This window comes from Shinella sp. M27 (assembly GCF_049199905.1).
In the GTDB taxonomy this organism is placed as follows: domain Bacteria; phylum Pseudomonadota; class Alphaproteobacteria; order Rhizobiales; family Rhizobiaceae; genus Shinella.
The window spans coordinates 22,388-35,845 of the sequence record NZ_JBLZPK010000040.1; the positions used below are offsets into that span (position 1 = coordinate 22,388).

Annotated in this window: 13 protein-coding genes; 4 read left to right on the forward strand and 9 right to left on the reverse strand. The window is 63.3% G+C overall.

Annotated features, from left to right (window positions below):
* Nucleotides 1-4 precede the first annotated feature (4 nt).
* Nucleotides 5-2,089, reverse strand: a complete 2,085-nt coding sequence (gene glgX, locus ACOZK4_RS16560) for a glycogen debranching protein GlgX (RefSeq protein WP_421592833.1) — start codon at nucleotides 2,087-2,089, stop codon at nucleotides 5-7.
* A gap of 223 nt (nucleotides 2,090-2,312) precedes the next feature.
* Between glgX and treZ the strand changes: the two genes are divergently transcribed.
* Nucleotides 2,313-4,151: a malto-oligosyltrehalose trehalohydrolase gene (treZ, locus tag ACOZK4_RS16565; RefSeq protein ID WP_421592834.1), complete on the forward strand. Its 1,839-nt coding sequence runs from the start codon at nucleotides 2,313-2,315 to the stop codon at nucleotides 4,149-4,151.
* Nucleotides 4,130-4,507, forward strand: coding sequence for a CBS domain-containing protein (locus tag ACOZK4_RS16570; RefSeq protein ID WP_421592835.1), 378 nt, complete (start codon nucleotides 4,130-4,132; stop codon nucleotides 4,505-4,507). The genes treZ and ACOZK4_RS16570 overlap by 22 nt, the downstream gene beginning before the upstream one ends.
* Here the strand turns inward: ACOZK4_RS16570 and ACOZK4_RS16575 are convergent.
* Entirely contained in the window at nucleotides 4,504-5,961 is a 1,458-nt protein-coding gene (locus tag ACOZK4_RS16575; RefSeq protein WP_421592836.1) for a UdgX family uracil-DNA binding protein, read from the reverse strand. The two genes, ACOZK4_RS16570 and ACOZK4_RS16575, sit on opposite strands and share 4 nt — an antisense overlap.
* Nucleotides 5,961-7,190: a putative DNA modification/repair radical SAM protein gene (locus ACOZK4_RS16580; protein ID WP_421592837.1), complete on the reverse strand. Its 1,230-nt coding sequence runs from the start codon at nucleotides 7,188-7,190 to the stop codon at nucleotides 5,961-5,963. Before ACOZK4_RS16580 ends, ACOZK4_RS16575 begins: the two co-directional genes overlap by 1 nt.
* Before the next feature lie 118 nt (nucleotides 7,191-7,308).
* Here ACOZK4_RS16580 and ACOZK4_RS16585 point away from each other — a divergent pair, with 118 nt between their 5' ends.
* Nucleotides 7,309-7,563 (forward strand): DUF982 domain-containing protein, encoded by a 255-nt coding sequence (locus ACOZK4_RS16585; protein WP_421592838.1) that lies wholly within the window; start codon nucleotides 7,309-7,311, stop codon nucleotides 7,561-7,563.
* Between the two features lie 89 nt (nucleotides 7,564-7,652).
* Here ACOZK4_RS16585 and ACOZK4_RS16590 read toward each other — a convergent pair whose 3' ends face one another.
* From ACOZK4_RS16590 to ACOZK4_RS16615, 6 genes are all read right to left on the reverse strand, one after another.
* Nucleotides 7,653-8,228: a BON domain-containing protein gene (locus tag ACOZK4_RS16590; protein ID WP_421592839.1), complete on the reverse strand. Its 576-nt coding sequence runs from the start codon at nucleotides 8,226-8,228 to the stop codon at nucleotides 7,653-7,655.
* On the reverse strand, nucleotides 8,215-8,994 hold the full coding sequence (locus ACOZK4_RS16595; RefSeq protein WP_421592840.1) for an inositol monophosphatase family protein: 780 nt from the start codon (nucleotides 8,992-8,994) through the stop codon (nucleotides 8,215-8,217). The genes ACOZK4_RS16590 and ACOZK4_RS16595 overlap by 14 nt, the downstream gene beginning before the upstream one ends.
* A gap of 8 nt (nucleotides 8,995-9,002) precedes the next feature.
* A complete protein-coding gene (locus ACOZK4_RS16600) occupies nucleotides 9,003-9,740 on the reverse strand; it encodes an amino acid ABC transporter ATP-binding protein (RefSeq protein WP_421592841.1) in 738 nt (245 codons plus the stop codon).
* Nucleotides 9,740-10,432, reverse strand: a complete 693-nt coding sequence (locus tag ACOZK4_RS16605) for an ABC transporter permease (RefSeq protein ID WP_313530262.1) — start codon at nucleotides 10,430-10,432, stop codon at nucleotides 9,740-9,742. Before ACOZK4_RS16605 ends, ACOZK4_RS16600 begins: the two co-directional genes overlap by 1 nt.
* On the reverse strand, nucleotides 10,429-11,124 hold the full coding sequence (locus tag ACOZK4_RS16610) for an ABC transporter permease (RefSeq protein WP_421592842.1): 696 nt from the start codon (nucleotides 11,122-11,124) through the stop codon (nucleotides 10,429-10,431). The genes ACOZK4_RS16605 and ACOZK4_RS16610 overlap by 4 nt, the downstream gene beginning before the upstream one ends.
* 65 nt (nucleotides 11,125-11,189) lie before the next feature.
* The gene (locus tag ACOZK4_RS16615) at nucleotides 11,190-12,005 is read right to left on the reverse strand and encodes a transporter substrate-binding domain-containing protein (protein ID WP_313530257.1); all 816 of its coding nucleotides are present in this window, start codon (nucleotides 12,003-12,005) and stop codon (nucleotides 11,190-11,192) included.
* A 204-nt stretch (nucleotides 12,006-12,209) separates the two neighbouring features.
* On the opposite strand from ACOZK4_RS16615, the gene ACOZK4_RS16620 reads away from it, so the two are divergent.
* The gene (locus ACOZK4_RS16620; protein WP_421592843.1) at nucleotides 12,210-13,322 is read left to right on the forward strand and encodes an aminotransferase class I/II-fold pyridoxal phosphate-dependent enzyme; all 1,113 of its coding nucleotides are present in this window, start codon (nucleotides 12,210-12,212) and stop codon (nucleotides 13,320-13,322) included.
* The last annotated feature ends 136 nt before the right edge of the window (nucleotides 13,323-13,458 follow it).

The window sequence follows — 13,458 nt, forward strand, 5'->3', positions numbered from 1 at the left end:
ACCGTCAGTTCACAGGTTCGAAGACGGCGATGCTTGCGCCATAAATCGTGGCCGGGCTTTCCGCCGCGTGCTCGGCGAAGGCATCGTCCGTAGCGCCGGTATCCAGGACACGTTTCCACGATGCAATGCCGTTCACGGAAGGCAGGGTCATCGTGCAATCGCCGCCGGCATTGCAGACGACGAAGAGCTGATCCGGTCCTTCGCCGTTTCCGGGCTTCGAGAGGAAGAGACCGAAGGCGCGCAGATTGCCGTCCTTCCAGGCGGCATCGCTCATGAAGCTGCCGTCCGGCTTGTACCAGGCGATCTCGATCGAGCCGTCTTCCGCCGCATCGCCCGTCAGGAAACGCTCCTGCCGCAGCGCAGGATGAGCCTTGCGGAAGGCGACGGCCCCCTTGCAGAAATTCAGGAAGGGATCATCGAGCCCGCTCCAGTCCGTCCAGCCGATCTCGTTGTCCTGGCAGTAGGCGTTGTTGTTGCCGTTCTGGCTGTTGCCGAGTTCGTCGCCCCCGAGCAGCATGGGCACGCCCTGGCTCAGCATCAGCGTCGCGATCATGTTGCGGCGGCGGCGGTCGCGGGCGGCGATGATGTCGGCGTTGTCGGTCACCCCTTCCGCACCCAGATTGTGCGAATGGTTGTCGGAATGGCCGTCGCGGTTTTCCTCGCCATTCGCCTCGTTGTGCTTGCCGTCATAGGAGACGGTGTCCATCAGGGTGAAGCCGTCATGGGCGCTGATCAGATTGACGGACGACGTCGAGCCGCGATCGGAATGGTTGAACTGCGGCGCGGAGCCCGTGAGGCGCGAGGCAAGGCCGGCGACCAGCCCACCGTCGCCCTTCCAGAAGCGGCGCACGTCGTCGCGGTATTTGTCGTTCCATTCGCGGAACGGATAGGGGAAGCCGCCGACCTGATAGCCGCCGTCGCCGACATCCCACGGCTCGGCGATGAGCTTGACGCCCGACAGGATCGGATCCTGCCTGATGGCATCGAAGAAGGCGCCGTCACGGTCGAATTCGATATGGCGCGTGCGGCCGAGCGTGCTCGCCAGATCGAAGCGGAACCCATCGACATGCATGACGCCGACCCAGTAGCGCAGGCTGTCCAGTACCATGCGCAGCACCATGGGATGGGCGATGTTGACGGTGTTGCCGGTACCCGTCGTATCGTAGGAGTGGCGCGGATCGTCCGGCGACAGGCGGTAATAGCTGAGATTGTCGAGACCGCGGAAGCTGAGCGTCGGGCCGCGCTCCGACCCCTCGGCCGTGTGATTATAGACCACGTCCATGATGACCTCGATGCCGGCGGCATGGAACCGCTTCACCATGGTCTTGAATTCGGTGATGGCCTTGCCGGAGAGGAAACGCGGCTGCGGCGCGAAGAAGCCGAGCGTCTGGTAGCCCCAGTAATTGCGCAAGCCCTTTTCCAGCAGGTAGCGGTCATCGGGGAAATACTGGATCGGCAGGAGCTCGATGGCCGAAATGCCGAGATCGACGAGATGCTCGATGATCGCATCGCTCGCCATGCCCATGAAGGTGCCGCGCAGTTCCTCCGGCACGCCGGGGTGCGTCATCGTCATGCCGCGCACATGGGCTTCGTAGATGATCGTGTCGGTCCAGGGCCGGCGGATGGCCGCATCGCCCGCCCAGTCGAAATCCGGGTCCTGCACCACGCCCTTGACCATGAAGGGGGCGCTGTCGCGCTCGTCGAAGGACAGATCCTCCGCCTTGTCGCCGATCTTGTAGCCATAGAGCGCGTCATCCCACTGGATTTCGCCGAGCACCTGTTTGGCATAGGGATCGAGCAGCAGCTTGTTCGGATTGAAGCGGTGGCCGGCCTTCGGATCGTAGGGGCCGTGCGCCCGGTAGCCGTAGACGGTGCCCGGTTTCAGGCCGGCTATATAACCCGACCAGATGTCGCCCTCGCGCTTGGGCAAAGCAAGGCGCGCCGTCTCTTCCTTCCCGTCGGGAGAAAACAGACACAGCTCCATCTGCTCCGCATGGGCGGAAAACACAGCGAAATGCGTGCCGTCGCCGGTGAATTCGGCGCCAAGCTCCGGCTTCATGAAGTCGAGTTCGGAAAAAGAATAGCTCATGAAATGCGTCCCCTTCGAGCGAGCAAATGGCCTCCCCGGATAGAGCTGCGAAAGGCTGCAGCGATTGCGCAATCACACCCTACGGTTCTCCACCGGACCGTTTTTCAGGGCGCGAAAATGCGATGATGCAACGCGAAAAGACGCTGTTTGTTCCGGAACATTTTGCCGCCCGCCCGGTTCCGCTCCTGTCGAACGGCAGAGGAAGCGGATGAAGGAGCCATTGATGACGCAGCGCAGTTGGGGACCGGTTTTGGAGAAGGATGGCGGCGCCACGTTCCGCCTCTGGGCACCGGCGCAGGAGAGCGTCACGCTTCTGGTCGAGGGCCGCGAAATCCCCATGCAGCGTATGGACGATGGTTGGCACCGCCTGACGACAGGCGCAAAGGCCGGCGACCGCTATGCCTTTCGCCTTCGAGACGGCACGACGCTGCCGGACCCCGCCGCCCACGCCCAGGTGGATGACGCGCACGGCCCCTCGCTTGTCGTCGATCATGACGCCTATACCTGGCAGAATGCCGAATGGAAGGGACGCGCCTGGGCCGAGGCGGTTCTCTACGAACTGCATATCGGCACCTTCACGCCCGAGGGGACGTTCCGCGCCGCAATCGACCGCCTGCCGCATCTTCGGGCGCTCGGCATCACCGCCATCGAGCTCATGCCCGTCGCCCATTTCGCCGGCCGGCGCGGCTGGGGTTACGACGGCGTGCTGCTCCATGCACCGCATCCCGCCTATGGCACGCCGGATGATCTGAAGGCGCTCATCGATGCGGCGCATGGCCAGGGCATGATGGTGCTGCTCGACGTCGTCTACAATCACTTCGGCCCCGTCGGGAATATGCTGCCGCGCATCGCACCGGATTTCTTCCACCCCGAGCGGCACACGCCCTGGGGCGCGGCGATCGCTTTCGGCGAACCGGCCGTGCGCCGCTACTTCATCGAGAATGCCCTGCAATGGATCGTCGATTACCGTTTCGACGGGTTGCGGCTCGATGCGACGGAGCAGATCGAGGACGAGAGCGAGACGCATCTTTTGATCGAGCTTGCGGAAACCGTGCGGGCGGCAGCCCCCGGCCGGCACATTCACCTCGCCGTAGAGGACCTGCAGAGCCGCAAGAGCCTGCTCAACCGCGACGGCGGCATCGTCAGACATTACACCGCCGGCTGGAACGACGAATTCCACCATGCCCTGCACGTCATCGCGACCGGTGAGACGGGTGGCTATTACGAGAACTTCCTCGACGATACGATCGGCACGCTTCGCGAGGCCACGGCCAAGGGTTTCGTGCGTGCAGACCGCGGCAAGGATCGCGTCGGCCCGGCGCCGCAGGATCCGCTCCCGCCCGACGTCAATATCAACTTCCTGCAAAACCACGACCAGATCGGCAACCGCGCCTTCGGCGACCGGCTGGCGCGCCAGACCGACCCCGATCTGCTCAAGGTCATGACGGCGCTGCTGATGCTGTCTCCGCCGGTGCCGCTTCTCTTCATGGGTGACGAGTACGGTGAGGAGCAGCCCTTCCAGTTTTTTGCCGATTTCGAGGGCGAGCTTGCCCGCGCGATAAAGGCCGGACGGGAGGCGGAAGCGGAGAAATTCGGCGGTCTGCCCGATGACAGGGCCCTTTCGGACCTGCCCGATCCGCTTTCCGACCAAACCTTTGAGCGCTCCAAGCTCGACTGGTCGCGCGCCGACACGCCTGAGGGCCGGCAACAGATGGCTTTCATCCGCGACCTCATCGGCCTGCGGCAGCGGCATATCGCGCCGCTTCTGAAGACCAGCCCCATCGAACCGCATATCCTGACTGCCGAGGACGGCATCGTCGCGATCGACTGGCGTTCGCCCGGCGGAACGCTTCTCCTTCGCGCCAATCTGATGGAGGCGAGCGGAGCGCCGCCCGCCTTGCCGGGCGAGGCGATCTACGGCTTTGCATCGCGTGGCAAGGCCGGCCCGTGGATATCCATCGCCTTCGACAGGACACAGCGGATTTCGGAACCAAAAGTGCCTTCGGCTGTTCCTACCGAAATGATTTTCGAGAGGTCCTCATGCATATCGGCGACATCATGACGCGCAACGTTCACCTCGTCCGCCCGGAGGAGGCGTTGCACTATGCCGCGAGCCTCATGGCGGAGTGGGATATCGCCTTTCTGCCGGTTGCCGATGCCAGCGGCCTTGTCGGCACGCTGACGGACCGCGACATCATCCTGCGCGCCGTCGCTCCGGGCCTTAACGCCGAGGTCACCAAGGTCTCCGACATCATGACCACCAACATCACCTATTGTTATGACGACGAGGATCCCGCCATTGTGCTCGCCAACATGCAGTCGTTGCACCTGCGTCGCCTCGCCGTGCTCGACCGCCAGAGCCGCCTTTCCGGCGTGGTGTCACGGACGGATTTCAAGCGGCACCAAATCCAGATCTAGCCCGAAAAGCTCTTCGCCAGATGACCGATATCCCTGATGTCCTCGAGAAAGAGGGCATGCTGGCGCCGGCGTTCGGCCTCATCGGGCAGACGTAGCAGAAACGAAGGATGGATGGTTGGGTAGAGCACGACATTATCCTCCATCGCCACGGGTTGGCTGCGCACCTGGCTGAGCGGGCGCCGCTCCCCCGTCAGCGCATAGAGGGCAGTGGCGCCCAGGGCCACGATGATCCTGGGTTTGACGAGTTCGATTTCCTTCGTCAGCCACCAGCGGCAGTGATCGATCTCGCCCCGGTTCGGCTTCTCGTGGATTCGGCGCTTGCCGCGCGGCTGATATTTGAAATGCTTGACGGCATTGGTGAGGTAAAGCGTTTCGCGCGCAAGGCCGGCCTCCTTCAGCACGCCATCCAGCACTTTTCCGGCCGGGCCGACAAAGGGACGGCCGGCAAGGTCTTCCTGATCGCCCGGCTGCTCGCCGACCATCATCATCGTCGCCGCCTCCTGCCCTTCGCCGAAGACGGTCTGCGTCGCCGTGCAATGCAGCGGGCAGCGCGTGCAGCGCCGGGCCTCTTCACGCAGGCCTCCCAGTGTGCCCACGTCAGCAAAACCGGCGGCCGGCATTGCCTGTGCCGAATCCTGAAGCCGGTAGTGAAAGGCCGGCGGATCGCTGGCAGCACGCTCGGCCATGGCGCGCACATTGGCCTCCGCATTGGCGATCAGTTCGGGAATGAGGGCCGCCTCGGGCAGGTTGCGCCAGTATTTTTTTGGCATCTCCGCCTGCATGGCCTTGGTCTTCAGCCGCGCCGGATTGAAGATACTGGCATAATAGGTGCGCCAGAGCGCGTCCGTGGGATCGCCGTGGCCAGGATCCTCGCCCGGCCGCATGTCGGCGATCAGGCTTTCGCCATTCCAGCTCGCCGTGCCCTTCGGCGTTGCGATGATCCAGTCCATATCGGCGAAGCGGCGGCGAAAGAACGGCGCGGTGCGCGCGACGACGAAATGCGTCGGCTCGAACCAGGCGAAAAACCGTCGGCGGCCTTCCACCTCCCCTGCGATTTCCTTGAACCGCACGAAGGCCGTCATCTTGTGGCTGTCACGCGCGACATTCTTGGCCAGCAGCCGCGCCCAGGCGACATCCTTGTCCGCCGTCAGTTCCAGCAGACGCCGGTCGGATTGCAGGCGCCAGAGCAGGCGATAGAGCAGATGGAAACGCCCCGGATCCGTGTGGCAGACGACGGCCTCGGCAAGCGGCAGGAAGGCCTGCGGCACCACGAGCGGGGGTGCGGCGGCATCAGGCACCGGCAGCTCCGGCAATGTGCTGGCCTCGAAGAGTTCTATGTCGCCTTGGATGCGCCAGTCCACCTCGCGCGGCGAGACGCCGGCTGTGGCAAGCGCGCGGGCGGCATCGCGCCATTCGGAAAAATCACCGCGGGCGAGAAGCGGGATCGTCCACATCACAGCAACGAAAGCTGTTCCGGCTTGCGCGCGAAGAGCGTCTTCAAGTCGGCGCGGTCGGCGAGCTTCAGTGGCATCCAACCCTCCGCCTCGATGAACGCCTTCACCTTGCGCACGGAAACGCTAAGCCGCGCCAGATCTTCCAGCCGCAGGCGGCGGAAACGGCGGCTGGAGAGGATGGCATCGACCGTCTTCGTGCCGAAGCCCGGCACGCGCAGCAGGGTCTCCTTCCCCGCCCTGTTGACGTCGACGGGGAAATCTTGCCGGTTGGCGAGCGCCCAGGCAAGCTTGGGGTCCATATCGAGATCAAGCATGCCGCCGGTCGCGGCGGTGATCTCGTCGACGCCGAACCCGTAGAACCGATAGAGCCAGTCTGCCTGGTAAAGCCGATGTTCGCGCACCAGCGGCGGCTTGATCAGCGGCAGCGCACGCGAGGCATCCGGAATGGGGCTGAAGGCGGAATAATAAACGCGCTTCAGGCCGTAGCTGCCATAGAGCCGGGCGCTCGTCTTCAGGATGGTCGCATCGTCGGCGCCATCGGCACCCACGATCATCTGCGTGCTCTGGCCGCCCGGCACGAAGCGTTTTCGGCGCTTGGTCTGCAAGGTCGGCTCGCCGGCCGCCTCGATCTTGCGGCGCAGGTCTCCCATGGCGCGGCGGATGCCTTCAGGACGCTTCTCCGGCGCGAAACGGCCGATCCCGGCGTCCGTCGGCAATTCGATATTGAGCGACAGGCGATCGGCATAGAGCCCCGCTTCCTCGATCAGTTCCGGCGACGCGTCGGGGATCGATTTGAGATGGATATAGCCGCGAAAGCCGTGCACCACCCGCAGATCCTTCGCCACCTTCACCATCTCGCCCATCGTATGATCCGGCGAGCGGATGATGCCGGACGAGAGGAACAGGCCTTCGATATAGTTGCGCCGATAGAATTCCAGTGTCAGCCAGACAACCTCGTCCGGCGTGAAGCGGGCGCGCTCCACATTGCTCGACGAACGGTTGATGCAATAGGCGCAATCGAAGATGCAGAAATTGGTGAGCAGGATTTTCAGAAGCGAAATACAGCGCCCGTCCGGCGCATAGGCATGGCAAATCCCCGCCCCTTCTGTCGAGCCGAGGCCGCCTGATACCACGGAGTCGCGCTTGACGGTTCCACTCGACGCGCAGGAGGCATCGTATTTGGCCGCATCCGACAGGATGGCCAAGCGTTGCTGCAGCGATTTCTTCATATTTGTTCACTATATGTTCCATCCTGCCTTGTCAAGAAAAGGATTTGCGCACCGCAGCGCATGGAACTTTTTTCGCCATCCCTGATTGTATGGGAAGAACACCGGAAGGAGGTTCGTCATGGAAAACGCTCACAATTGGCCGATGCCCGTCGTGGTAACCAACGACGAAGCGCAATCCTTCGTGGTCGTGCGCAGCTCCCTCGAGGCGGCCGCCTACCTCCTGGAATTCTGGCCGAAGCAACACGGTGACGCCTTCTTCAATGCCATCCGCATCTGCGCGGATGCGCTTGATGGCGACGTGGAGGACGAGGATGTGCGCGACGCCTTCCTGGCTGCCGCCTACGACGCGAATATCGCAATCACCGTTCACTAGAAGCGTTCTTTGTTCACACGCACGGCGCTCTCGACGAACGAGGCCGACCCGACAGTCAATGCCGGGCCGGCAGCATTTCATCCGTATGTCTATTCGTCCATATCCCGCGGCATGTGACTATCGACGCCGCGCGTCATGAGGTTCTCGGCCGTGACCGCGCGCACGCCTTTCACCCGGCGGACAAGGCCGATCAGGCGACGGCGGTCTTCTTCGCCATCGACGGAACCATCGAGATCGGCAATACCGCCGCGAATCGTGATTTCCAGAGAATCGAGATCGAACCGCCCGTCCTCTTCAAGCAATTGCGCGATGCGCTCCTCAAGGTCGTCGTCGGCAATCGTGTTCGCCTCGTCGTCTGAGAACGGCAGCGGGGCGCCATCGACGTCCCGCAGTTCGGGATCGCCGGAAATCTCGATGCCGTTGTTGTCCGACTGCTCGAGATTGGCGCCCGTAGTGCCGTAGGGCGCGTTCCTGCCCGCCCCACTGCCATCGCTGTCCGCATAGGGCCAGCCGTCGCGGGTGTCGCGCTGTTCGTAATCCCGGAAATCGTCTTCACGAGAGGCTTGTTTGCGGTCGCCCATTGCTTTGCTCCATCGGTTTTGAATGATGGAGCCGAACTGCACTGGGCAGCGCTTTGTTCCGCCTCGGGCTTCAGCCTGCGGCAAGCACCTTGAGCGCCTGCGCATGCAGTGCCGGATCGCCCGCCGCGATGACGCAGCCCTTCCAGCCGAGATCGAGCGGACCACCCTGCCAGTCCGTGACGATGCCGCCTGCGCCTTCGATGATGGCGGTCGGGGCAAAGAGGTCATAGGCGTCGAAACCGGCATCGACGGCAAGGTCCGTACGGCCGCGCGCCAGGCAGGCATAGCTGTAGCAGCTGCCGCCGTATTGCGTGAACTGCACGGCATTGTCGAGCCGTGCGAAGGGCGCACGGTCGGCGTCTGGTACGAAGCGCGGGTTGGAGGAGGTCATGTAGGCATCGGCAAGTGCGGTGCCCTTGCGGCAGCGGATCGGCTTGCCGTTGTGCCAGGCGCCTTGACCGGAAATACCGGTGAGGCGCTCGGCGGTGGCGGGAAGGTCGATGACGCCGAGCAAAGGCTTGCCGCCATGCGCCAGCGAAATCAGAGTACCATAGACGGGAATGCCAGCCACCCAGGCGGCGGTGCCGTCGATCGGGTCGAGCACCCAGACGAATTCGGCATCCAGCCGCTCGCTGCCATATTCCTCGCCCATGATGCCGTGGTCCGGGAAAGCGGCGCGGATCTGTTCGCGCAGCCGGGCTTCCACCGCGCGGTCGGTGGCGGTGACGAAGCTCGCATCCTGTTTCAGATCAACGCGGGGCGCCTCTTCGGCGGCGGCCAGAAGCAGGGCGCGGGAACTGTCGGCGATCTTTTCTGCGAAGGCGAGGAAGGTTTCGGTGCTAACAGTCATGGCGTTTCTCAATGGGCAAGGATTTGTCCGAGGAAGGTGCGGGCACGCTCGGACTTGGGGGCTGCGAAGAATTCGGCGGGGGTGGAGACTTCGACGATCTCGCCCTGGTCCATGAAGACGATGCGGTCGGCGACGGAGCGGGCGAAGCCCATCTCGTGCGTCACGCAGACCATCGTCATGCCCTCGCGTGCAAGATCGGTCATCACGTCGAGCACTTCGGAAATCATTTCCGGGTCGAGCGCCGAGGTCGGCTCGTCGAACAGCATCACCTCCGGGTTCATGCAGAGCGCGCGGGCGATCGCGACGCGCTGCTGCTGGCCGCCCGAAAGCTGCGAGGGATATTTGTGCGCCTGGTCGGGAATGCGCACGCGGTTGAGATATTTCATGGCGACGGCTTCCGCCTCGGCGGTCGCCATTTTGCGCACCAGGCGCGGCGCGAGCGTCAGGTTTTCCAGCACGGTCATGTGCGGGAAGAGGTTGAAGCTCTGGAACACCATGCCGACTTCGCGGCGCACGAGATCGATCTTCTTCTCGTCGTCGGTCAGCTCCTCGCCGGCAACCATGATGCGGCCGCTGTCATGCTCCTCGAGCCTGTTGATGCAGCGGATCATGGTGGATTTTCCCGAACCCGAGGGACCGCAGACCACGACCTTCTCGCCCTTGGCGATCGTGAGATTGACGTCCTTCAGCGCGTGATAGGTGCCGTAGAACTTGTTCATCTTTTCCAGGACAATGATATCGGCCATCAGGTCTTTCTCACATGGCGGTTCGCATAGGTCTCGATCAGCGTGAAGCCGGTCTGGATGATCCAGACGAGCACGAGATAGATGATCGTCGCGGCGATGAAGATCTCGTAGGGAGCGAAGGTATCGGCCACGATGGTGCGGGCGACACCCGTCATTTCCATCAGGGTGACGGTGGAGGCGAGCGCGGTCGATTTCAGCATCGAGACGATCTCGTTGCTGTAGGCGGGCAGCGCGAGGCGCACGGCGAGCGGAGCGGTGATGCGGGTCGTGCGCTGGAACTTGGAAAGACCGAGCGCCTTGCCCGCCTCGACGAAGCCCTTGTCGACGCCGAGCACGCCGCCGCGCAGGATTTCCGAGACGTAAGCCGCCGTATTCAGCGACAGCGCGATGACCGAGCACCAGTAGGGCTCGCGCAGGATCGGCCAGAGGATGCTCTGCCGGATGAAGCCGAACTGCGGCAGGCCGTGATAGATGACGAAGAGCTGCACGAGCAGCGGCGTGCCGCGGAAGAAGTAGATATAGGCCTTGGCGGGCCAGGAAAGCCATGCCCGCCGCGACAGCCGCATCAGCAGGATGCCGACGGCGAGGATCAGGCCGAACAGGGTGGAAACGGCAAGAAGATTGAGGGTCAGCCCCAGTCCCTGCAGGATTTTCGGCAGGCTGGTGGCGATCAGCGAGAGATCGAAGCTCATCGGGCACCTCTGAGATGACGGTTGGCGCGCCGCTCCAGCCAGCCGACGGCGAGCGTGATGACCGTGGTCATCGCCAGATAGATCACGGCGACGGTCATGTAGAGCAGGAAGGGGCGGTGGATGAGCGAGTTCGCCATCTTGGCCACGAAGAGGATTTCCTCCAGCCCGATGATCGAAACGAGCGCCGTGTCCTTCATGATGGAGAGCATGTGATTGCCGAAATTCGGCAAAGCCAGCCGCCACATCTGCGGCAGGCGCACATAGCGGAAGATCTGATGGCGCTTGAGGCTGAGCGCCCGCGCCGCCTCGACCTGGCCGCGATCGACGCCGAGAAAGGCGCCGCGGAAGGTCTCTGTCATATAGGCGCCGACGATCAGGCCGATGGCGATGGAACCCGCCCAGAACGGCGGCAGATCGATGAACTTCACCGAGGGATCGACGAACTGCACCAGCTTGGTGAGCGCGATCGCCATGCCGAAATAAAACAGCAGCAGCACCAGCAGCTCGGGCGCGCCGCGGAACACGATGGTGTAGCCCTGGGCGATGCCGCGCAGGATGCGGCTTTTGGACAGCTTTGCCGAGGCGCCGAGAAGGCCGCAGACCACGGCGATCACCAGCGACACCGAAAAGACCTGCAACACCGTCATCAGGCCGAAGAAGAAATCGTCCCACCAGCCGTCGAGGACCGACATGCCCTACCTCCATATTCGTCATGCAGATCGGGCGCCGCGTCTGACGCGACGCCCGGAGGTCATGCTTACTGGCCCACACCCTTCCAGTTTGCCGGCTGGATGGAGAAGGGGAAGTATTTCAGGCTGTACTTTTCCAGCGAACCGTCCTTGATCATCTCCTCGAGCGCCTTGTCGATCTTGGCGAGCAGTTCGTCATTGCCCTTGCGCAGGCCGACGCCAACGCCCGGACCGAAATACTCGACCTCGTCGATCGGCGGCGAGACGAATTCGAAGCCGGCACCGTTCTCCTTGCTGAGGAAGTCGAGATAGGCCTTCATGGGATTGGTGATGGCGATGTCGATGCGGCCGTTCTGCAGGTCGAGCAGCATGGGCTGGGCACCGTCATACAGCGCGATTTCCGCGCCCGGCAGCTTGGCCTCCACCCATTTCGCATAAGTGGAAGCGCGCTCCACGCCGAAACGCAGACCATTGAAGGCCTCCGGGATCGGCTTGCCGTCCGCGTCGAACAGTTTCAGCGCGGCGTCCTTGGAGCCGAGGATACGGCCGAGCGAGACGCGGTAGGGAACAGAGAAATCGATTTTCTGCTTGCGCTCCTCGGTGATCGACATGGAGGCGACGATCAGGTCGAACTTGCTGGCGAGCAGCGCCGGGATCATGCCGTCCCATTCCTGGCAAACATAATCGAGTTCGACGCCGATGCGCTCGGCAATGCCCTTGGCGACGTCAACGTCGTAGCCGGCCATCTCGCCCTCGGGCGTGCGGTAGTTGAAGGGCGCGTAGGTGCATTCCATGCCGACGCGCAGCGTTTCGGCTTGGGCGGGCATGGCAGCCGCCGTCAAGCTGACGACTGCGGCGGACAACAGACCGGTCACGAATTTCATGGCATTCCCCTTCGTTGTTGGCTCTTTGACGACGGTCCTCACTCCGCCGATGGGCAACGATGCGCTGCCAGGAGGGGGGAGGAAATCCACCCGAAGGATGATGCCGGTCACACCGAAAATGACGACCGCCATCACCCTCGGGGTGGATGGAATGTGACAGCAGGTTGATCTAGCCCTTTGACATGCAGGCCAGAGGAGAGCCCCATGAAATATGTCCGCATGCCCATCGAGCTGGAATCCCCCGAGCAGCTCGGCTACGACACGATCCGCTACAATCTCTCGGAAAGCTCGGTCGCCGACCGTCGTCTGGGTGAGCTGAACCTCAGGCTGGACGACATCCTGCTGTGCTATGGCGACCATCGCGGTGCGCCGGACCTGCGCGGCCTGATCGCCGGCACGGGCGAAGGCCTGGCGGCTGACGACGTGCTGGTCACGGCGGGTGCGGCGGGCGCGCTCTTCATCATCGCGACCTCGATGCTGGAGGCCGGCGACCACATCGTCGTGGTCAGGCCCAACTATGCGACGAATTTGGAAACGCCGCGCACCATCGGCGCCGACATGACCATCGTCGATCTGACCTTCGAGACCGGCTACAGGCTCGACCTCCAGGCGATCGAGGCGGCGATCCGGCCGGAGACGAAATATGTCTCCGTCACCTATCCGCACAACCCGACCGGCGTGATGATTTCCGAGCGCGAACTGAAGGCGCTGGTCGCGCTTATCGAGCGCAAGGGCACGCGCCTGCTGTTCGACGAAACCTATCGCGAGATGACATCAGGCACGATGCTTCCCGTCGCCGCCAGCCTGTCGGATCGAGTGATCAGCGTGTCCTCGCTCTCCAAGACCTACGGCATTCCCGGCATCCGCATCGGTTGGCTGATCACCCGCGATGCAGACCTCATGGAAACCTTCCTTGCCGCGCGCGAGCAGATCGGCATTTCAGGCAGCACGGTGGATGAGTACATCGCCTATGTCGCGCTCAGCCAGCGCGATGCGTGGCTCGCCTTCAACAATGCCCGCATCGCCAGCGCCTTTGCCATCGTGAAGAACTGGATCGCCGCCGAACCGCTCGTCGAGTGGATCGAGCCGTCGGGCGGCTGCGTCTGTTTCCCGCGCATCGTGCCCTCGGCCAATGTCGATCTCGCCGGCTTCCACGAAAGCCTCTACAGCCGCCACCAGGCCTATGTCGGCCGCGGCAGCTGGTTCGAGCAGGACGACCGGCATTTCCGCATCGGCTATGCCTGGCCGACCGAGGACGAGCTGAGCAAGGGCCTCGCCGCCATCTCCGCCGCCATCCGCGAAAACCTGAAGAACTGACGGGAAAGGAGGCGAACATCCTCGCCTCAAACCGGTAGGCAAGACGCCTGCCCAACCACCAACGTCATCCTCGGCCTTGAGCCGAGGATCCAGACGACAAGCAAGACGGCGCGGATGTGTGGATCCTCGGCTCAAG